Raw genomic sequence first — 21098 nt, 5'->3', positions numbered from 1 at the left:
GTCCGTATGATTTTAGGTATTAATCCGTACTTAGTTTTAGATGGCAGTGGGCAAGAAGCTGTACAGTTTTATAAAGAGGCTTTAGATGCAAAAGTAGAAGTCATGCAAACTTTTGGTGATATGCCTGAAAATCCAGAATACCCGGTTCCAGCTGAAGCGAAAGAGCGCGTTTTACACGCTACTTTAAAAGTTGGTAATACGGATCTTATGATTTCTGATACATTCCCGGGTCAAGAGCATGCAATCGGATCTCAAGTAACAATCGCAATTCAAATTAGTAATGCAGAAAAAGCAAAAGAAGTATTCGATAAGTTACAAGAAGGTGGAGAAGTTATCATGCCACTTCAAGAAACATTCTGGAGCCCAGCATACGGACAAGTAAAAGATAAATTTAATATTGAATGGCAAGTTACAACGTCTACTACTGAACAAAAGTAATTTTAAGAAAAGCACCATATTTTGAAATGGTGCTTTTTTTTATACAATAAAAAATAAAGGAGATGGGATATATGGGAGAAATTTGGTATGGCGGCACCATTTACACAATGAGAGAAGAAAATGAAAAAGTGGACGCAGTTTACGTTGAAAACGGTACGATCGTTGATGTTGGAAGTAAAGAAGAGTTAGAAAACCAATATGCCGCGGTTACATTGCACGATTTAAAAGGCAAAACGATGATTCCAGGTCTCGTTGATAGCCACATGCACCTTATTGGACATGGGGAGAGATTACTTCGTCTAGATTTATCAAATTGCACATCTTATGGTGAAGTGCTTACTCTCGTTCAGAAGCAAGCGGAAGAAGCTCCAAAGGGCGCTTGGATTATTGGAGAAGGATGGAATGAAAATAACTTTACAGATACGAAAGATGTTCACGCGCATGATTTAGATGAAATTTCGAAAGACCATCCCATTTTATTAAAGAGAGTTTGTCGTCACGTTACATGGGTTAATTCATACATACTGCAAGAAGCGAACATAACAGAAGCGACGCAAGATCCAAAAGGCGGAAAAATTGGCAGGGATTCATCAAATAAGTTAACAGGGCTTTTATATGAACAAGGGCAAGAATTAATTAAACACGTTCAGCCAGAAATTGATGAAGCTTATTTGCAAAGAGCTCTGCAAACAGCGATTAAAGATTGCTGGAAATACGGACTTGTTGGCGGGCATACGGAAGATTTAAATTATTATGGTGGTTTTAGAAAAACATATAATGCGTTTTCTCACGTTATAAAAGAAATGCCATTTAAAGCCCATTTGCTCGTTCATCATGAAGTAGCACATGAACGAAAAGAATATGAAAATGAACACTATATTGAATTTGGGGCAATGAAAATTTTCTCTGACGGTTCTTTTGGCGGAAGAACAGCATTATTAAGTGAACCGTATGAAGATGCGAAGGAAACGAATGGGGTTGCGATTTTCTCACGTGAAGAACTTGCGGAATTAGTGAAGAAAGCACGAGAATTACATATGCCAGTTGCGATTCATACTATCGGTGATTTATCGCTTGAATATGTCATTGATGCACTCGAATTATATCCACCAGCAAAAGGGTTACGTGACCGTATTATTCATTGTCAGCTTGCTCGTGAAGAGTTGATAGAAAGAATGAAAAACTTGCAAGCCATTATCGATATACAGCCAGTCTTTCTTTCATCAGATTTTCCGTCAGTCATTGAAAAACTAGGCGAGCGTCGTCTTCGTTATGCGTACGCTTGGAAGACGTTATTGGAAGCAGGATTACACTGCAACGGTGGCTCAGATGCTCCCATTGAACAAGTGAATCCATTTTTAGGCATATATAGCGCTGTTACACGTAGAAGTTTTATTGACGGTGTATGCTATATGCCTGAGGAGAGATTAACGATTTATGAGGCTGTTTCTTTATTTACAACAGGAAGTTCCTATGCAATCGGAAAAGAAGCGAAGCAAGGGCAAATTACAAAAGGATATGAAGCAGATTTTACAATATTAGACCGCAATATTTTTGAAATTGAGGCAGAAGAAATAAAAGAAGTGCAAGCAGAAATGACCGTAATAGATGGCCAAGTTGTCTATAGAAAAGATGAGTAAAAATATATGAGCGATTATTAAAATATATCGACTTACCGACAAAAACTGACAAGAATAACGGCCGGATAGTAAGAGATTATTGTCCGCGTCAATTGGGGTAAATAAATAACCGCAGAATTATGGAATTACATAATTCTGCGGTTATTTTAATTCTATAAAAACGTTCTTTGTACTTTTTCCCAGAAAGAATTGTTTTTTAATTTAACTGTTTTAATTTGTTTATCGCTTAAGCGTACAACAGCTTTTTCTACTTGTTTAATGCTAAGCGCTTCGTTATCCATGCCGATAACAGGATAATCGTTACCGTCTGGTTTTAGTTTTAAAGTTAATGTACGTTCGTGATTTAAAATGAACGGTGAACCGAGCGTACGATATGTGTTGTTATTTAATGATGCTAGTTCGCTTACTTGGAAACATGGGATAAGCGGGTCAACAACTGCACCATGCAATGATTTATTGTAAGCAGTACTTCCTGTTGGGGTAGAAACTACTAAACCGTCCCCTCTAAATGTTTCGAAGTATAAATCATCAACGTGAACATCTACAACGAATGTTTTAATAATACTAGAACGTAATGAGAACTCATTTAAACAATGGAAAGATGTACTATGATCTACATCTACCTGAATTGTTGGATATTTTCGCACTTCAATTTCATTTTTTGTAATTTCTTGAAGGGCTGTATCAACGTGATCAATATGGAAATCGCAGTAGAACGAAGTTTCATCTTTCGTAGAAATCCCTGCGTATAAACAATCTTCTCTAAAACCAGTTTTACGAACGGCTTGTAAGAAAGTTGCATCATCTCCAACACTGACGATAGCGTTTGCATTTTTTGGATGATCTAATATGGTAAATCCATTCTCTTCTAAAATACGATAGATTGGTTTCATTTTTTCAACGAGCGTTGCTTTGTCATCACCATAAAAGAAAAATAAATTGCGACGATCTGCCATTATGTATCCCTCCACTGCAGTTAAATTTTCTGTTTTTCGTGCTACATATCATTAGAGTCTGTTCCTTGATGATATGTTCAAATAATATATTTCGATATAAATTGTCAAAACACCTTTTTATTTTTAGAAAAATTTTTATATTCAATCTTATAGAACTCTGTTTAATGATGCATAAAGTTGTCGATAATGGGTACGGAGTGAAAGGATGATACGTATGAAGTGGCTCGTAATTGGAATAATAATTCTTCTTCTTTTTATTTTGTTTATACTATTGTCGAAAATAAAGCTTAAGGTGACATTTTTATATTCAGAAATGGAAAAGCAATGTTTGCTTCAAGTGAAAATATGGATGATTCGATATACATTTGATGTGTTGGAAAGAATTGAAAAACAGCAGAAAAAGACAGGACAGAAAATCGAAAAAGCTGAAGAAGACGGCGGACTCGATAATAAAATTATGGCGCAACTTGACAGCATTGGTGAACTGATAAAAAAGCTTCAAGAAGTTCATACTATTGTTAAAGATTTTCTCAAACGAGTGAAAATCAATGGTTGGAAATGGCATACACAAATTGGAGCAGGCGATGCAGCTAGTACTGGAATTGTCACTGGATATGCATGGGGGACAAAAGGTATGGTTGCTGGAGTTGTCGGACAATATATGCATATTGTCGACGTACCAGAATTTGAAATTACCCCAGTTTTTCAAGGGAAAGGATTTGCATCAAGATGCGAGTTAACAGCATCTTTTCGTATATTCCGCGCTATAAAAACTGGCGTCAAATTACTCGTCTTTATGAGAAGACAAAGATCTGGTATGGCAGAAAAATCTGTTCAAGCATAGGGGGGATATAGAATGGACCATCCAATTCAAGGTTTAATGACAACAGCAATGCAGCATTTAAAACAAATGACTGATGTAAATACAATTGTTGGTGACCCAATTAAAGCGGCAGATGGAAGCGTAATTCTTACAGTTTCGAAAGTAAGTTTCGGATTTGCTGCTGGTGGAAGTGAATTTGGTAAAGTAGAACATTCAGGCCGTCATCCATTTGGCGGGGGAAGTGGTGGAGGAGTTTCTATTAATCCTGTTGCCTTTCTTGTTATAAATGGAGATGGTGTGAAAGTATTGCATTTAGATAAACAAACACACGTCATCGATAAAATAATTGAATTAGCGCCACAAGCTGTTGATAAAGTGAAAGAAATGATGGATAAACGAAAAGAAGATGATCCAGAATTTCAAATTTAAAGAATAAAGAAGCTAATCAATAGGTTAGCTTCTTTAATTTTTTGTAAATAAAGCGATTTTATTTGCATTATCGATAGGGACAAACTATCATTTACATTGTACATATTTTGTTTAAATAAGGGAGGATTTTCAAGTGGCAAACGTAACTTTTAAAGGTAATCCAATGACTTTAGTTGGAACAGAAGTTAAAGTTGGCGATCAAGCGCCAAACTTCCAAGTATTAGCAAACGACTTATCTCCAGTAAGTTTAGAAACATACAAAGGCGAAGTGAAATTAATTAGTGTTGTACCTTCAATCGACACAGGTGTGTGTGATGCACAAACACGTCGTTTTAACCAAGATGCAGCAGGTATTGAAAACGCAAAAGTATTAACAATTAGCGCTGATTTACCATTCGCTCAAAAACGCTGGTGTGCAGCAAACGGTTTAGAAAATGTTGTAACACTTTCTGACCACCGTGACCTTTCATTCGGTGAAGCTTACGGCTTAGTAATGAAAGAACTTCGTTTACTTGCTCGTGCAGTATTCGTAGTAGATAGCAATGACAAAGTAGTTTACGTAGAGTACGTAAGCGAAGGTACAAGCCATCCAAACTATGAAGCAGCATTAGAAGCAGCTAAATCTGCGAAGTAATGTGAAGAAAATGACCTCTTATAAAGAGGTCGTTTTTTCTCATATATTGCTCTGTAACGGCATCGATATATGAGAAAAAACGTTATATCACATATAACTAAAGGGGAGCTCTTTACAGGAGGTCGCTTTTTCTTTTTGGAAAAAATCACTTTGTGGTATGATATAAGTTATGTGTAAAAGAGAGAAGGAGGAATGTACGTGAGTCAGACAGTAGAAACATTATTTTCTATTTTTGATTCTTCTGCGGTAGTTTTACGTAAAGAATTAGATGTAACATATTTAGAGGCGCTTGTAGAAACAGGTGATAACTTGTTTGAGGGAGCGATTTTACAAGAGGAATTATCCGAATCAGCAATTGAAAGGCTGAATCGTGAATATAGTACGTTTAATGAAGAAACATATAAAGGTGAAGAAATTCGTAAAGCATTTCAGTTAGCCATCTTAAAAGGAATGAAAGAAGGCGTACAAGCGAATCACGAAATGACACCTGATGCAGTTGGTATGTTCATGAGTTACTTATTCCATAAATTTATGCAAGGTCAAAACGAGATCACAGTTTTAGATCCTGCAATTGGAACAGGAAATTTAATGACTACAGTGTTTAATAGCGCCAAAGAAGGACTAACAATGAGTGGATTTGGTGTAGAAGTGGATGAAGTGCTAATTAAACTTGCTTTAGTAAATGCAAATTTACAAAAGCATGCAATCGAATTCTTCCATCAAGATGGACTAGCACCACTTTATATCGATCCAGTTGATGCAGTCGTTTCAGACTTACCGGTTGGTTATTATCCAAACGAAATCGGTGCAAGTGAATATAAATTAAAAGCAGATGAAGGAATGTCGTATGCCCATCACTTATTTATTGAACAAAGTGTGAAACATACGAAAGAGGGCGGGTACTTATTCTTCTTAGTACCAAACTTCATTTTTGAAAGTGACCAGGCACCAAAATTACATGCATTTATTAAAGAAACATGCTTTATTCAAGGGTTATTACAGCTTCCTGTTTCCATGTTTAAAAACGAGAAAAATGCAAAAAGTATATTTGTTCTCCAAAAGAAAGGCGCTAATGTAACAATGCCAAAACAGGCGTTATTAGTGGAATTGCCTAAATTCTCTAACATGAAGGCAATGGAAGACATTATGGATCAATTAAATACTTGGTTTGCAACACATAAATAAAGCTAGGTATATGTAACAGTATTAGTGATTTATGTAGTACAGTTTTATATAATATGTCATATTTTTAAATATATACAAGATTTAACTGAATTTTTTTGAAATCTGTAATATATATTTTTTCTTGGTGTTACAATTTTTTCACTTGAAATATATGTCGGACGATGTTTAAATTAAAATCGTGAGTATAAAATTTGCTAATGATGAAACGTTTTCATATTTGGTGAATTTGATCAGATAAAATCGAGCGGTTTGTGGAAACATCCACACAACTACCAAGAGAAAAAGGGGCGAAAGACTAGATGTCAAAAATCATCGCGATTAACGCAGGAAGCTCTTCCTTAAAATTCCAATTATTTGAAATGCCAAGTGAAACAGTATTAACAAAAGGTTTAGTAGAACGTATCGGTTTAGAAGATAGTATCTTCACTATTACTGTAGATGGCGAAAAACAAAAAGAAATTACAAACATTCCAGATCACGCAGTAGCAGTTAATATGCTTCTTAAAAAATTAACTGAAAACGGAATCGTTAAATCTCTAGATGAGATTGGCGGTATCGGTCACCGTGTTGTTCACGGCGGCGAAAAATTTGCTGACTCTGTTTTAATTACTGATGAAGTATTAGCTGATATCGAAGAATTAAGCGATTTAGCACCACTTCATAACCCAGCAAACGTTGTTGGTATTAAAGCATTCCAAGAAGTATTACCAAACGTACCAGCAGTAGCAGTATTCGATACAGCATTCCACCAAACAATGCCGGAATCTGCATTCCTATACAGCTTACCATATGAGTACTATGAAAAATTCGGCATCCGTAAATACGGTTTCCACGGAACTTCTCATAAATATGTAACTGAGCGTGCGGCTGAATTATTAGGTCGTCCAATTGAAAGCTTAAGCTTACTTTCTTGTCACTTAGGTAACGGTGCAAGTATCGCAGCAGTAGAAGGCGGTAAATCTATCGATACTTCTATGGGCTTCACTCCACTTGCTGGTGTAACAATGGGTACACGTTCTGGTAACCTTGACCCTGCGTTAATTCCATACATCATGGAAAAAACAGGCCAAACAGTAGAAGAAGTAGTTAACGTATTAAACAAGAAAAGTGGTATGTTAGGTCTTACTGGATACTCTAGTGACCTACGTGACATCATTGCGAAAGAAGAAGAAGGCGACCACCGTGCGAAAGTAGCACTTGATGTATTCGTAAGCCGTATCCACAAATACATCGGTTCTTACACTGCTCGTATGAAAGGTGTAGACGCAATCATCTTCACAGCTGGTGTAGGTGAAAACAGTGCGATTATTCGTGAGCGCGTATTAGAAGGCCTTGAGTACATGGGCGTATACTTCGATGCAAAACGTAATAACGTATTCGGTGAAGAAGCATTCATCAGCTTCCCACACTCTCCAGTAAAAATTATCGTAATTCCAACTGACGAAGAAGTTATGATCGCTCGTGACGTACTACGTCTTGGAGATATTGGTTAATATATGAAAAGAAAGACGAGATCCTATAGGATTTCGTCTTTTTTCTTTTGGATGTATTTTAAAACTCCATCCGGATATAATGTTTTTTCTTTCTGAATGAATGCCGTAATAGGAATCCATTTCGCATACGATATTGTTTGCTCATCTTGTATATTCACTTTTTCCATTTCATATAGTGACGTGTCTAATAAACGTAAAGAATATAGTTGAATGATTTCATGAGCAATTTCTCGATCTAGATGAAAGACATTTTCTAAACAACCTAAATAATTGGTGATTTCTATCTCCGTATGAAGCTCTTCTTTAAACTCCCGAATAACAGTATGTGCTGATTTTTCACCAAGTTCAATTGAACCGCCAAGAGGACGATAATATATTTCGCCTTCTGTATAATATTCTTGTACGAGAAGGCGATCTTGATGTACAGCAAGACCGAAAGCTTTTGCACGTGGATACATATACAATCACTCCTTATTTGTTTTGTATAAGGACGATTATAATGTATGGTGTGATAAAAGTATCGTGTATTTAAGTGTGCGGTCTAACTGTAATTCCATCAAATAAGTTTTTCCAAAATGCTTCATTGTATTGGTATACATCCATAATAGGGCATTTTATAACGCAAATATTTTGTAATCCCCAATCTTCTTGGGTGATGGTTGGTACATCTTCAGGAATGAGTAATAGGACAGAGAATGTATGTGTAACGATTTGAGATAAAATTTGTTCTAGGGAACATGCTTCTTCATATGTTCCTCCAGTTCGAATAAATAATATGGATGCTGCTGTTTCAATTGTAGCTAGAAAACGATTAATACGATGTTCATAGTTTAACTTAATTTCTGTATAAGAAGGCCAAGAAGCTGGTGTGTTTACATCTGTTTTAAAGTCGTGGCAAGAGTCGATTTCATATAGATTATCACGGAGTCTTAATTTTGCACCATCATCCCAAAATGAGATGAAGGATAAATTTTCGAAATTTAAAAAGCGGTCAAATCGATTTTGTAATAATACATTCACTTTTTCTAATGAGGGGCTTAGCATAAAATCAATAACGCCAAAAAAAGGTGATAATTCGAATTGATATAATGCCCAAGCAGGCCAGCAGTTTTGTCCTAAGCTGAATACTGCGTTATAATTTTGTTTTAGATTGGATAGATTCATGTGATGCAACTCATCCTTTTTGCTATTATTTTATGTCGCTTATAAAGGGTATGTGAAAAGAGATATACAAGCATATTTGTAAAGAATAAGCAGAAATATGTTACAATAGAAAAAAATCGAACGAGGTGGTTGTTACGATGCGATCGAAGCGAGAACAAGCCATTTTAGACAATATAAAAGAATGGGAAGCGCAATTAGTTGAGCAAGAAGCGACCGATTTTCAAAAAGTGTTTGATAAATGGTTACATACTGCAGTTGCGAAATTACCTGAGAAAAAGCGAAAAGAATTCTTCACGAAAGCAGATGGATGGCTCTTTCATTTGCATGCATTTATTCAAAGTTCACAAGCACAGTTAGATGCACGTAATCGGATTTTAGGAACATCAAGATTATTTGATGAATCGATTGAACAGCTTGAAGATTTGAAAGCATTATCTATTGATCAATTAACATACATAGCAGAGCAGCAAACAGCACGTCATCGTCTATATTCATTTGTACAAGGCGGGGCAACAGGTGCTGGAGGTTTATTATTATTAACGGCGGATTTTCCGGTTATGATCGCGTTAAATGTGAAGGCAGTCCAACTTATTGCCACATCATTTGGACATGATGTGAACAAGCCGTATGAAATGATGCTTGCGTTAAAGGTGTTTCATGCATCATTACTACCAGGAAGACTTCAGCAATACGCATGGTACAATTTATTGCAAGAGCTGGAACAAGAAGATTCGTTCTTCTACGAAGGAGACGAAGCAGTGCTACAAACAGCTTCTACTGAGGTTGTGTTAAAACAAATTTTGAAGACATTTTCGATTTATGCTCTTCGTCGTAAATTATTCCAAGGTATACCGGTAATTGGAATGGCAATTGGATCTACAGTGAATTATCGTTTAACAAGAAACGTTACTGAATTTGCAAATAGATTTTATCAAGTGCGTCACATAGTCGAGAAAGAAAAAAGAGCATAAAAAAAGCGAGAGGCCGAAGCCTTTCGCTTTTTTAATTTGTTGCATGCTTTTTGGACATTGGAATAGATACTGGTTGCTTTTCTTCTGCTTTTGGATAATAAATTAAATCCAATGTTTTTGCCTGTACGGCAATTGAAAGAATAGTAAAAGCAATTTCTGTCCAATTTAAATAATATAATGAAAGCGCAAGAACAATCGCGTCAAAGACGAAGAAAATTTGCCCAATTGTAAAACGTGTTTTTTTACTTAATACAATTGTTAAAATATCGTCTCCACCGGTTGCACCGCCAAATCGCAATATAAAACCGAGTCCAATACCAGCTAACGCACCGCCAACTACTGCAGCTATAAATAAATTGTTTGATAAATCGACCGTAAATGGAGAATAATTTTCCATAAGAGAATAAAATACTCCGAATGAAATTGAACCTAAGAATGAATAGCCAACCATTTTTCTACCTAACAATGAAGCACATAGTAGAATAATTGGGATATCCATTATTACAGTTGAAATAGATGGTGAAATATCATAAAAATTTTGGATGAATAGTGCGATACCTACAAAGCCACCTTCTGTTAAGTGGTTTTGGAAGTGAATGTGATATAGCGCTGCTGCTAAAATAAATGAACCGATTAAAACCATAAAAACTTCTTTAATAATTTGTCGACTTTGGATGTTCCTCATCGTTATTCCTTCTTTCCGTAGTTAGTAGTCCTTTTTGTGTTGTAAACTAACTACGAGCTCACATGTAGCTTTCAGTTAGTTTACGAAAAAAACTAACTACGCTATATGTCGCTGAAGAAATAACGAATAATCCTCTCGTCCATCAATTCTCCCTACCTTCGTTTTAGTTTAAGTCTTAAAACGACTAAACAAAACGTGGAGTAGGATTCGTCATTTAGCAATCCTGCTCTTCTTTGTTTTGTTTAGCTAGTAACAATTAAGTCCTAAACAAAACGCTATGTGTAAGAAGAGTCTTTTTTTTGCCAAATTATCCTTCGGGCAATCATAATTTCCCCACTCTCGTATTTTTTTCGCTAGACTAAAGTATCTGAGCTGAAAAATACGCTACGTGTATGATTCGTCAATACGATGCCACATGCTCCTTCGAGCGATCATGATATCAAAATCCCTTCCTTCAAGATTTATACTATTATATCATACTTTTAAAAAATGTATGCGGATGGAAACCGACAATAAACGGAGGGAATCTACAAAAAATGTTATGTTTAAATATTTTTGTAGAAAAGCCTAAGTTATTTCTTACTTATTGGACAGTTTGTAACGGTTTGTCCAATAAGTAAGAAAAAAAGGGTTTTATTCCGTTGTATTTTTTTCATCACTTTTATCTTTAAAAAACGCATCCCAACTAATCACACCTAAAAAAGTTAAAGCGATAATAACGAAAGCACGCATAAGCTTTAGACCTCCTTTTGTACATAGTATATGAATCATTCGATTCGGAATGTGTCATTTTTTTACAAGTCTTAACTGTTATGAGAGTATATTAATATAGATAGATGATGGGGGAGTGAAGGTATGCTAAAAGAAATGTTCAAAAGAAAAGAATTAATATGTATTTCATGTCAGAAAAAAATTCAATATGAAGAAGAACTCGTCGCTTTTGTAAAGTTGCCGAAAGAAAGAAGTATATTAGTTGGTCCATTCGATGTATGTTTGGCGAAAACAGCACAAGAAATATATTGTAAATCATGTTACGACAAAAAAAGCATGACCCAAAGTAATTGAGGGGCATACTTTTTTCATTGGTGTGCTTTCCCCTCAGATACATTTTGAGTGAGTCGATACCAAAGCCAAAGGTCATTAATGATGGAAGCAAGATCGGCAATTTCTGAATTTAGTTTACAAGAAACTTCGAAGTCTTCTTCGTTATTTAAATAATGTTGTTTTGTATTAATATAGTGCTCAAGTTCTTTTATACGATCAGGAATTTTCCCGCGAACTTGTTCCCATTTTAATAAAATAGCGTGTTGCATTTTTTCGGGGATATCTTCCCAATCTTCTTGTAAATGCGGAATTTCAATGCCGAGATGTTCATCGTAAAAGAAATACTTTTCCATAAGTTCACCCCCGTTTTCCTGCTTATATTGTACATAAAAACAGAAAGAAGTTCGACGAAATTGTTTGAAAAAATTTGAAAATGACTCTTGATACATTTTGTAAAAGGTGTTAAAGTGTGAATTATTATAAAAGAAAATGAATATTTATTCTTTAGGGGGATGCAAAATGGAGAAGAAAAAAGTTGTATTAGCATATTCCGGAGGTCTTGATACTTCCGTTGCAATTAAATGGTTACAAGAGAAGGATTATGATATTATCGCGCTTTGTTTAGACTTAGGGGAAGGCAAAGACTTAGCATTTGTAAAAGAAAAGGCACTTTCAGTAGGTGCAATTAAATCATATATGATTGATGTTCAAGAAGAATTTGCAAACGAATATGCATTGATGGCGATGCAAGCACACACATTATACGAAGGGAAATATCCTCTTGTTTCGGCGCTATCACGCCCACTTATCGCGAAGAAATTAGTAGAAATTGCAGAGCAAGAAGGAGCGACTGCAGTTGCACATGGATGTACAGGGAAAGGAAATGATCAAGTTCGTTTTGAAGTTTCTATTCAAGCATTAAATCCTTACTTAGAAGTGATTGCACCTGTACGTGAATGGAAGTGGTCACGTGAAGAAGAAATTGCCTATGCAAAAGAAAACGATGTACCAATTCCGATTAATTTAGATAGCCCATTTTCAATCGATCAAAACTTATGGGGACGCAGCAACGAATGTGGAATTTTAGAAGATCCATGGGCAGCACCGCCAGAAGATGCATATGAGATGACACTGGCATTAGAAGATACACCGAATAAACCAGAGTTTGTAGAAATCGGATTTGAAGCAGGCGTACCGACGACTTTAAATGGTACTGCATATTCACTTGCAGAATTAATTAAAACGCTAAATGCACTTGCTGGAAAACATGGCGTTGGACGTATTGATCACGTAGAAAATCGTCTTGTCGGTATTAAATCTCGTGAAGTATACGAATGCCCAGCAGCAATGACGTTAATTACTGCGCATAAAGAGTTGGAAGATTTAACACACGTAAAAGAAGTAGCGCATTTTAAACCAGTGATTGAACAGAAAATAACAGAACTTATTTATAATGGTTTATGGTTCTCGCCTTTAAAACAAGCGCTTCATGCATTTTTACAAGAAACGCAAAAGAATGTAACAGGTACAGTGCGTGTGAAATTATTTAAAGGTCATGCGATTGTAGAAGGACGTAAATCTGAATACTCTTTATACGATGAAAAATTAGCAACATATACTGCTCAAGATGAATTTAATCATGATGCAGCAGTTGGATTCATTTCATTATTCGGTTTACCGACGAAAGTATACAGCCAAGTGAATCAAAAGAAGGTGGAAGCGTGAGCAAACTTTGGGGCGGACGTTTTACAGAAGAAGCGGAAGCATGGGTTGAAGAGTTCGGAGCATCCATCTCCTTCGATCAACAATTAGTAAATCAAGATATAAACGGAAGTATTGCACACGTAACGATGCTAGCAAAGCAAGGCATCGTTACGAAAGAGGAAGCCGAGAAAATAAAGATAGGTCTTCAATATTTATTAGAAGAAGCGAAACAAAATAAATTGCATTTTTCAGTTGAAGCGGAAGACATTCATTTAAATATCGAAAAGATGTTAATTGAAAAAATCGGTGAAGTGGGAGGGAAACTTCATACTGGCCGAAGCCGTAATGATCAAGTAGCGACAGATATGCACTTATATTTAAAAGAAAAAGTAGAACATATTATAAAAGCTACAAAACAATTGCAGACGGTTCTTGTTCACCAAGCAGAAAATAATATTGAAACTATTATGCCGGGCTATACGCACTTGCAGCGTGCCCAGCCGATTTCATTTGCTCATCATATTCTTGCTTACTTTTGGATGTTAGAGCGTGATGTGAATCGTTATGAAGATTCATTAAAGCGTATTAACATTTCGCCGTTAGGGGCAGGAGCGTTAGCAGGGACAACATTCCCGATTGACAGAGAATATAGTGCGGAGCTTCTTGGATTTAATGGAATCTATGAAAATAGTTTAGATGCAGTAAGCGATCGTGATTTCATACTGGAGTTCCTAAGTAACTCATCTATGCTCATGATGCACTTATCACGCTTTTGCGAAGAACTTATTTTATGGAGTAGCCAAGAGTTTCAATTTATTGAAATGAGCGATCAATACGCAACGGGAAGTAGCATTATGCCGCAAAAGAAAAATCCTGATATGGCGGAACTAATCCGCGGTAAAACAGGCAGAGTATACGGTAATTTATTTAGTTTACTTACAGTCATGAAAGGATTACCGCTCGCTTACAATAAAGACTTGCAAGAAGATAAAGAAGGAATGTTTGATACAGTAAAAACAGTAGAAGGGTGCCTTCATATTATGGCAGGCATGTTAGAGACGATGACTGTAAACAAAGAAAAAATGGGGCAAGCTGTGACGAAAGATTTCTCTAACGCAACAGAAATTGCTGACTACTTAGCAAGTAAAGGACTACCATTCCGTCAAGCTCATGAAATTGTTGGGAAGCTAGTGCTACACTGCACACAAAACGGAATTTATTTAGTAGATGTCCCACTTGCAACGTATAAAGAGATGAGTTCGTTATTTGAAGAAGATTTGTATGAAGTTCTTTCACCGTATGCAGCTGTGAAACGTCGTAACAGTGCTGGCGGGACAGGTTTTGAGCAAATTGAAAAAGCTTTGGAGAAGGCGAAAGGATTAGTTGGAGAGTTTGTTGGAAGTTGATTGATAGGAAAGAAGGTACGCTAACCTTAGTACAGGAAAGCGTACCTTCTTTGTGATTTTTACAGCTTAAAATGAATCATACTTATGTCGCTCTTCCGTAATTCGAATATACTCAATATCCATCAAATCACGAAGCAATGCACCATTACTTAGTTCAACGCCATGTTTCTCTTTAAAATGAGTGCGAATCTTATCTAGCATTTCAATTTCTTTTCCGTTTACGTCTAAAATAATGCGTTCAGAATCATCCATATAGCATCCTCCTTTTTTACACATATATATTTTGTCCGTCTATTTCTAAAAAATGTATGTTAACGTAATGTTAGGAAATAAGAAAGGAATGGAAAATGAGGCGTATTTATTTTATAGGGGTAATTTTGTATACGTTAGTTGTATTACATGTTGCATTCCCAAATATCTTTTCATTTGAGGATTTAGAAACAGTACACGTTGCGATATTTATTTTTGCTCTATTTGTAGTAGATTGCTTTATTTCTATATGGCTTTCGAAAAGAAAAGATATACAAGGTAAAAAAGAAATGGAACGGAAAAGGAGAAAACGTTCATTTTGGATGACGACGTATTGCTTTTCTTTAGCAATTGCTGCTGCTTTTTTTAGTGAGCATATTCCGTTAGAAAGATTAAATATTGGATTTGGAGCGTTCGTATTTGCATACTATTTTTTTATGCACTTTCTTCCTTATATGAAAGAAAAGAGAGGAGAAGAGGAAGACCAGCTTGTAGAAGAAGCGAGAGAACAAGAGAGTAAGAGATTTGAAGGAGATATAAAGAAACTTGGAGAACAAAAGTGGTATTTAAAATCAAAAATCATATACGTTCTTTGCTTTATTACGCCGCCAATTGGTTATTTATATGTTTTCTTTCTTCGTAAAAAAATGACAGAAGGTGCAAAGCAAACGTACTTAATGGTTGCGACGATTATGATGGCATTATGGTCTTTGAAGTTTTTACCTCCTTATGTATTGGCAATTACCGTTGTTGTTATAGCTTGTCTTGTATTTATAGTAAAATATGTGAAATGAAAAACACCAAGCCCATGTGGACTTGGTGTTTTATCTATAAATTAAAGCTCACCTTGTTCCTCATCACCACGAACAACAAGGACATCGCATTTCGCATAGCGAATAATATGTTCAGAGACGCTACCAATTAGGAAACGCTCAACAGCATTTAAACCAGTCGCGCCACACATAATTAAATCTACTTTATGGTTTGGAGCGATTTCTTTTGAAATTTTAGATTTAGGGTTACCAAATTCTAATACAGTTTCAATTTTTTCAAGACCAGCTTCAAGCGCAGTTTTTTTGTAGTCTTCTAATAAGTCTTCTGCAAATAGATTTGCACGTTCAGCAATTGCACGGCTATAAGCCTCTACTGCTGAGTACGCTTTTACATCAACGATATGAGCAATTGTTAATGTTGCATTATTGCGCTTTGCGACTTGAATTGCTTTTTTAAAGGCTTTTTCTGCTTCTTTAGAACCATCCACCGCGATTAAAATATTTGTATATGTATTATTCATAGTAAATTCCTCCCAATCTGTTTTATAACTGTTTACAACTTAATTATAAAACAAATTTTGGTAACGTGCTTGCCAGAAACGTTACAGAATTTTGAAAACTCTGTTTCAATTCATTTTAGTTGTAATTGGAGCGAGAACTTGTTACATATGAAGTATAGCAATTTAAAAGGGGGCAGTTTTGTGAGACATGCGCTCATTACAGCCGGTACGAAAGGTTTAGGAAAGCAAGTAACAGAAAAGTTATTGGCTAAAGGCTATTCAGTAACAGTAACATATCATAGCGATATAACGGCTATGGAAACGATGAAAGAAACATATAAAAACGTAGAAGAGCGTCTACAATTCGTGCAAGCGGATGTCACGAAAAAGGAAGATTTACATAAAATGGTAGAAGAAGCGATAAGCCGTTTTGGCAAAATTGATTTCTTAATTAATAATGCTGGTCCATATGTATTTGAACGAAAAAAGTTAGTCGATTATGAAGAAGATGAATGGAATGAAATGATTCAGGGTAATTTAACAGCGGTATTTCATTTGTTGAAACTTGTCGTTCCGGTTATGAGAAAACAGAACTTTGGCCGTATTATTAATTACGGATTCCAAGGGGCAGATAGTGCACCGGGATGGATTTATCGTTCAGCTTTTGCAGCAGCGAAAGTAGGACTTGTTTCATTAACGAAAACCGTTGCTTACGAAGAAGCAGAATATGGAATTACTGCAAATATGGTATGCCCTGGTGATATTATTGGTGAAATGAAAGAAGCGACAATTCAAGAAGCACGTCAGTTGAAAGAACGTAAAACACCAATTGGTAGATCTGGAACAGGCGAAGATATCGCAAGAACGATTTCGTTTTTATGTGAGGAAGATTCCGATATGATTACCGGTACAATTATTGAAGTAACTGGTGCAGTAGATGTTATTCATAGACATCGATAGAGAAAAATAAAGTGAAGATTCGAATGATTGGACAGTTTATCCTTTATGCTGATAGGTGCGGATAATACTGTCCTTTAATATAAAATTAAATCTATCGGAAAACTTATATTATTTTTTGTCAAATATTGAGATATTATGTTAAAATATAAGAGCGTAGAAAGCGCTTTAAAAAATGATTCAGGGGTCATTTCATAACTCAAGGGGGAACTAATAATGCGTATCGGTATTCCAACAGAAATTAAAAACAATGAAAACCGCGTGGCAATGACGCCAGCGGGAGCAGTACATTTAGTGCAAAATGGTCATGAAGTTTTTGTTCAAAAAGGAGCAGGTTTAGGGTCTGGCTTTACGGATGAAGAATACGTACAAGCTGGTGCGAAACTTGTTGAAACTGCTGAAGAAGCATGGAATCAAGATATGGTTATGAAGGTAAAAGAGCCAGTAGCAAGTGAATACGGCTATTTTCGCGAAGGTTTAATTTTATTCACATACTTACACTTAGCTCCAGAACCAGAATTAACGAAAGCATTAATTGATAACAAAGTTGTATCAATTGCATACGAAACAGTACAATTAGATAATCGTTCATTACCATTACTTGCACCTATGAGTGAAGTAGCAGGTCGTATGTCTGCACAAATCGGTGCACAATTCCTTGAGAAAAACAAAGGCGGTAAAGGTATTTTACTTGCAGGCGTTCCAGGGGTAAAACGCGGCAAAGTAACAATTATCGGCGGTGGTCAAGCTGGTACAAACGCAGCGAAGATTGCAGTAGGTTTAGGTGCAGATGTAACAATCATCGACTTAAGCGCAGAACGTCTTCGTCAACTAGATGACATTTTCGGTAACCAAGTAAAAACATTAATGTCTAATCCATACAACATTGCAGAAGCTGTAAAAGAATCTGACCTTGTTATTGGTGCAGTATTAATTCCAGGTGCAAAAGCGCCAAAACTTGTAACTGAAGAAATGATTCAATCAATGGAACCAGGTTCTGTCGTTGTAGATATCGCGATTGACCAAGGTGGTATTTTCGAAACAACTGATCGTATTACAACTCATGATAACCCAACTTACGAAAAACACGGCGTTGTTCATTATGCAGTTGCTAATATGCCAGGTGCGGTTCCACGTACGTCAACTCTTGCATTAACAAACGTAACAGTACCATATGCAGTGCAAATTGCCAACAAAGGCTACAAAGATGCTTGCCTAGGCAACACTGCATTATTAAAAGGTATTAACACATTAGACGGATATGTAACATTCGAAGCAGTTGCAGAAGCGCACGGCTTACAATACGCTGATGCGAAAGAGCTTCTTGAAAAAGCTCCTGCTTTATCATAATAGAGACAAATTCAAGACCTTCCTTTATGAGGAGGGTCTTTTTTTATGGAGAAATAACATGTGAATAATTGTTATTTATTGGTGTAAATTGATTTTCATTATGATAATTTAGAATTATATAACAAAAAGAGGGGATTCAATGGGGAGCAAAAAGAGGAAGAAAAAGCAAGCTAAAAGACAAAAGTATATAAAGAAAAAACAGGAACAGAACATACCTCTTTCAAAAAAAGTGGTCATTATGATAGAGAAAACATTTCGGTATATTTGTATGGCTCTGTATGTGATTTTGTGTATGTATTCATTTGGAGTGTTGTACAGTTTTGAGATAACCCCCAATATTATTGAGAGCATTCTAGAAGTTGCACTTGTCGTAATAGAATTAACCTTATTCGTTATACTCTTTGCTACAGTATGGCCTAGTCATGAAAGTAAGAAAGATAAGCAAAGAAAAATGAGAAAAAAATCTTCATATGCTTCAAGTTCATCAAGTGGATTCGGTGACTACAGTAGCAATGATTGTAGCAGCTCAAGTGATGGTGAGGGAGATTGCGGAGGTGGTGGAGACTAAGCTAGTTTTTCAGAAGAACGACTAATGAAAGGATGAGACGAAAGATGGAAACTGTGAACTTAATAGAATTAACAAAGGACATTCAAGATCAACATAAAAACTTCGTCGTTTCAAATGTAAATAGTCATTGCTTACGAATCGCTGTATTTACTGGTGAATATGATTGGCACTATCATTCTAATTCGGATGAATTATTCATTGTATTAGAGGGAGAATTAGTTATTGATTTTGAGGATGGAGAAACAGCGGTATTAAAGCCAAATGATTCTATTTTAATTCCAGCATGTACGATTCATAGAACGAGAGCATTAAAGAGAACGGTAAATCTTTGTTTTGAAAATATAGAGGCGGATACAATTATAGTGGAGCAATTATGAAAAAATTATCTGTAGCCGAGTATAGAAAAATCCTTCCGATTTTAGAAAGTCATACAAAAACGACGACGTTTGCTTATGCGGTATGTGATCAAATGATAGATGGTGAAGTTTTTACAAACGGGCAGTTAACAGCAGGATTAATTATTACAGGTAACGGTATCTATTATTTATTTGGTGATACGGATGATCACAAGTATAACGAAAATTTATTTGCATATTTAAAAATGGCTATTGAAAAAACAGAGAAGAGATTTACACTCTTTACTTCAAGTGAAGAGTGGGAAATGATGATAGAAGGGCGATTTAGTAATATACTTCGGAACATTCCGCGAATGAAATTTCAAAGCATAACCTTTGAAGAGAAAAAACAAGATTGTAACATAAATACATATGAAGTGAAGCGTATTGATAGAAAAGATATAGCACAAAGCAATGAATTTACAGAGGAATATTATAAAGAATATTGGGGATCAACTAAAGTGTTTTTAAATAATGGCTTTGGATTCTGTATAGAACAAGATGGGATAATTGTAGCGGAATGTGTTTCGATATTTAACGGGAATGGATTTGCTGAAATTGATATTGTAACGCATGAAGCATATCAAGGGAAAGGATTAGCCCAAGCTGTTGCAATGCGGTTCATTGAACATTGTATGAAAAATAATATTACACCGTGCTGGGATTGTTATGTAGACAATATTCCTTCGCAAAAATTAGCTAGTAAATTAAGTTTTTATCATCCAATAGAATATAGATTGCTTGTACGTAAGAAAACGGGGGAATAAAAATGAATGTGGAGTTAACGAGATTCAAAGTGAAACAAGGTAAAAGTCGTCGTGTAGATGAATGGATGCAGCTTCTGAATGACAATATGAAAGAAGTGCTGTTGACACTAAACGACGAAAAAATGTACGTTGAGACAATTTTCCGGGAAATAAGAGATGGAGAAGAGTACTTATATTGGTATTCTGTGCAAGGAAAAGGTGGTATTTTTGTCGAAAATTCGCATCATGAAATTGATAAAAAGCATTTAGCGTTTTGGTATGAATGTATTGATGAAGAAGCACCATCTGTTGATATGAAAACAGAAGTTGTTATGATTCAAGATGTTGTGAAGGAAGCGATGAAATAATAGATTGTTATTTTATAACCGTAAAATGGTCTTCTTTTTTGTTGGAATATATATTATTGGAGATGCTGTAGGATGAAAATTAGTAATAAATATATCACTCTCGATGAAATAGAGATAATAAGAGAATCCTTAAATAAATTGCATGAATATCATAATAATAAATCAAAATATTTTTCTGGCGATTATCCAAGAATGACATTTGAGGAACGTATTGAAAATTATAAAAAGAACTCAAAGTACGGAGAATATAGAATTGAATTATTGATTGAATCAGAAACAGATAATATATTAGGATTTTGTATAGCGTATAGTAAAAGCGTAAGCGGGAAGGTTGAAGTTTTATTTGTCGATGAAAAATACCGAAGAAACGGATTTGGTTTGAAATTAATGAATGGTGCAGTGGAATGGTTTAAAGAAAAGAGGATAGATGAAATTGAATTAACAGTAGTATACGGAAATGAAGCTGTATCGTTTTATGAAAAGCTGGGGTTTTATCCTCGTTCAATTATTATGGCAACTAAGTCATAACGGTAGTATGGGGAGAGAGGAGTGGGAGTCTTTGTTTGAAAAAAATGATTCATATTTTACTAGAATATATGTGAAGAGCGCATCAAAATAGA

General features: G+C 35.6%; 26 protein-coding genes. 19 read left to right on the top strand and 7 right to left on the bottom strand.

Going from position 1 to position 21098, the window contains the following annotated elements:
- Positions 1–6: 6 nt before the first annotated feature.
- Together AXW78_RS22365 and AXW78_RS22360 are read left to right on the top strand one after the other, a co-directional pair.
- Positions 7–438, top strand: a complete 432-nt coding sequence (locus tag AXW78_RS22365; RefSeq protein WP_000600361.1) for a VOC family protein — start codon at positions 7–9, stop codon at positions 436–438.
- A 71-nt stretch (positions 439–509) separates the two neighbouring features.
- Positions 510–2078 carry an amidohydrolase gene (locus AXW78_RS22360; protein ID WP_000504000.1) on the top strand — a complete coding sequence of 523 codons (1569 nt, stop codon included), beginning with the start codon at positions 510–512 and terminating at the stop codon, positions 2076–2078.
- Between the two features lie 152 nt (positions 2079–2230).
- On the opposite strand, the gene AXW78_RS22355 is transcribed toward AXW78_RS22360, so the two are convergent.
- Positions 2231–3034 carry an NAD kinase gene (locus AXW78_RS22355; protein ID WP_000785185.1) on the bottom strand — a complete coding sequence of 268 codons (804 nt, stop codon included), beginning with the start codon at positions 3032–3034 and terminating at the stop codon, positions 2231–2233.
- 205 nt (positions 3035–3239) lie between these two features.
- Here AXW78_RS22355 and AXW78_RS22350 point away from each other — a divergent pair, with 205 nt between their 5' ends.
- From AXW78_RS22350 to ackA, 5 genes are all read left to right on the top strand, one after another.
- Positions 3240–3878, top strand: a complete 639-nt coding sequence (locus tag AXW78_RS22350; protein ID WP_002164202.1) for a DUF2953 domain-containing protein — start codon at positions 3240–3242, stop codon at positions 3876–3878.
- Between the two features lie 12 nt (positions 3879–3890).
- Complete coding sequence (ytfJ, locus tag AXW78_RS22345) at positions 3891–4286, top strand: GerW family sporulation protein (protein WP_000350003.1); 396 nt, start codon at positions 3891–3893, stop codon at positions 4284–4286.
- Positions 4287–4419: 133 nt separating this feature from the next.
- Positions 4420–4920 (top strand): thiol peroxidase, encoded by a 501-nt coding sequence (tpx, locus tag AXW78_RS22340; protein WP_000024529.1) that lies wholly within the window; start codon positions 4420–4422, stop codon positions 4918–4920.
- A 198-nt stretch (positions 4921–5118) separates the two neighbouring features.
- A complete protein-coding gene (locus AXW78_RS22335; RefSeq protein WP_000084367.1) occupies positions 5119–6105 on the top strand; it encodes a class I SAM-dependent methyltransferase in 987 nt (328 codons plus the stop codon).
- A 299-nt stretch (positions 6106–6404) separates the two neighbouring features.
- Entirely contained in the window at positions 6405–7598 is a 1194-nt protein-coding gene (ackA, locus tag AXW78_RS22330) for an acetate kinase (protein WP_000034575.1), read from the top strand.
- A gap of 23 nt (positions 7599–7621) precedes the next feature.
- Here the strand turns inward: ackA and AXW78_RS22325 are convergent, their stop codons facing one another.
- Both AXW78_RS22325 and AXW78_RS22320 read right to left on the bottom strand, forming a co-directional pair.
- On the bottom strand, positions 7622–8056 hold the full coding sequence (locus tag AXW78_RS22325; protein WP_000283502.1) for an NUDIX hydrolase: 435 nt from the start codon (positions 8054–8056) through the stop codon (positions 7622–7624).
- Between the two features lie 70 nt (positions 8057–8126).
- Positions 8127–8762: a DUF1796 family putative cysteine peptidase gene (locus tag AXW78_RS22320; protein WP_046945884.1), complete on the bottom strand. Its 636-nt coding sequence runs from the start codon at positions 8760–8762 to the stop codon at positions 8127–8129.
- Positions 8763–8899: 137 nt separating this feature from the next.
- Here AXW78_RS22320 and AXW78_RS22315 point away from each other — a divergent pair, with 137 nt between their 5' ends.
- Positions 8900–9733, top strand: a complete 834-nt coding sequence (locus AXW78_RS22315; protein WP_001256852.1) for an EcsC family protein — start codon at positions 8900–8902, stop codon at positions 9731–9733.
- 31 nt (positions 9734–9764) lie between these two features.
- Here the strand turns inward: AXW78_RS22315 and AXW78_RS22310 are convergent, their stop codons facing one another.
- Positions 9765–10418: a YitT family protein gene (locus AXW78_RS22310; protein WP_001244525.1), complete on the bottom strand. Its 654-nt coding sequence runs from the start codon at positions 10416–10418 to the stop codon at positions 9765–9767.
- An 855-nt stretch (positions 10419–11273) separates the two neighbouring features.
- On the opposite strand from AXW78_RS22310, the gene AXW78_RS22305 reads away from it, so the two are divergent.
- Entirely contained in the window at positions 11274–11483 is a 210-nt protein-coding gene (locus AXW78_RS22305; RefSeq protein WP_000910674.1) for a hypothetical protein, read from the top strand.
- A gap of 14 nt (positions 11484–11497) precedes the next feature.
- On the opposite strand, the gene AXW78_RS22300 is transcribed toward AXW78_RS22305, so the two are convergent.
- Entirely contained in the window at positions 11498–11815 is a 318-nt protein-coding gene (locus AXW78_RS22300) for a hypothetical protein (protein WP_000417120.1), read from the bottom strand.
- 166 nt (positions 11816–11981) lie between these two features.
- Between AXW78_RS22300 and AXW78_RS22295 the strand changes: the two genes are divergently transcribed.
- Together AXW78_RS22295 and argH are read left to right on the top strand one after the other, a co-directional pair.
- Entirely contained in the window at positions 11982–13187 is a 1206-nt protein-coding gene (locus tag AXW78_RS22295; protein WP_000412307.1) for an argininosuccinate synthase, read from the top strand.
- The gene (argH, locus tag AXW78_RS22290; protein WP_061884668.1) at positions 13184–14572 is read left to right on the top strand and encodes an argininosuccinate lyase; all 1389 of its coding nucleotides are present in this window, start codon (positions 13184–13186) and stop codon (positions 14570–14572) included. Before AXW78_RS22295 ends, argH begins: the two co-directional genes overlap by 4 nt.
- Positions 14573–14638: 66 nt before the next feature.
- On the opposite strand, the gene AXW78_RS22285 is transcribed toward argH, so the two are convergent.
- Positions 14639–14824, bottom strand: a complete 186-nt coding sequence (locus AXW78_RS22285) for a hypothetical protein (RefSeq protein ID WP_061884667.1) — start codon at positions 14822–14824, stop codon at positions 14639–14641.
- Between the two features lie 95 nt (positions 14825–14919).
- Here AXW78_RS22285 and AXW78_RS22280 point away from each other — a divergent pair, with 95 nt between their 5' ends.
- Positions 14920–15615 carry a hypothetical protein gene (locus AXW78_RS22280; RefSeq protein ID WP_061884666.1) on the top strand — a complete coding sequence of 232 codons (696 nt, stop codon included), beginning with the start codon at positions 14920–14922 and terminating at the stop codon, positions 15613–15615.
- Between the two features lie 41 nt (positions 15616–15656).
- On the opposite strand, the gene AXW78_RS22275 is transcribed toward AXW78_RS22280, so the two are convergent.
- Entirely contained in the window at positions 15657–16115 is a 459-nt protein-coding gene (locus AXW78_RS22275; RefSeq protein WP_001066673.1) for a universal stress protein, read from the bottom strand.
- A gap of 147 nt (positions 16116–16262) precedes the next feature.
- Between AXW78_RS22275 and AXW78_RS22270 the strand changes: the two genes are divergently transcribed.
- From AXW78_RS22270 to AXW78_RS22240, 7 genes are all read left to right on the top strand, one after another.
- Positions 16263–17054 carry an SDR family oxidoreductase gene (locus AXW78_RS22270; RefSeq protein ID WP_033703588.1) on the top strand — a complete coding sequence of 264 codons (792 nt, stop codon included), beginning with the start codon at positions 16263–16265 and terminating at the stop codon, positions 17052–17054.
- Between the two features lie 213 nt (positions 17055–17267).
- Positions 17268–18401, top strand: coding sequence for an alanine dehydrogenase (gene ald, locus AXW78_RS22265; protein WP_001219405.1), 1134 nt, complete (start codon positions 17268–17270; stop codon positions 18399–18401).
- 139 nt (positions 18402–18540) lie between these two features.
- The gene (locus AXW78_RS22260) at positions 18541–18969 is read left to right on the top strand and encodes a hypothetical protein (protein WP_061884665.1); all 429 of its coding nucleotides are present in this window, start codon (positions 18541–18543) and stop codon (positions 18967–18969) included.
- Positions 18970–19013: 44 nt separating this feature from the next.
- A complete protein-coding gene (locus AXW78_RS22255; protein WP_061884664.1) occupies positions 19014–19346 on the top strand; it encodes a cupin domain-containing protein in 333 nt (110 codons plus the stop codon).
- Positions 19343–20131, top strand: a complete 789-nt coding sequence (locus tag AXW78_RS22250) for a GNAT family N-acetyltransferase (RefSeq protein ID WP_061884663.1) — start codon at positions 19343–19345, stop codon at positions 20129–20131. The genes AXW78_RS22255 and AXW78_RS22250 overlap by 4 nt, the downstream gene beginning before the upstream one ends.
- A 2-nt stretch (positions 20132–20133) precedes the next feature.
- Entirely contained in the window at positions 20134–20478 is a 345-nt protein-coding gene (locus tag AXW78_RS22245; RefSeq protein WP_001100236.1) for a DUF6176 family protein, read from the top strand.
- Positions 20479–20550: 72 nt separating this feature from the next.
- Complete coding sequence (locus AXW78_RS22240) at positions 20551–21006, top strand: GNAT family N-acetyltransferase (protein WP_061884662.1); 456 nt, start codon at positions 20551–20553, stop codon at positions 21004–21006.
- Positions 21007–21098: the final 92 nt, after the last annotated feature.

Source organism: Bacillus thuringiensis, assembly GCF_001595725.1.
In the GTDB taxonomy this organism is placed as follows: Bacteria; Bacillota; Bacilli; order Bacillales; family Bacillaceae_G; genus Bacillus_A; species Bacillus_A thuringiensis_K.
The sequence above is the reverse complement of the archived record's forward strand: the minus strand, read 5'-3'. Positions and strand labels throughout refer to the sequence as shown.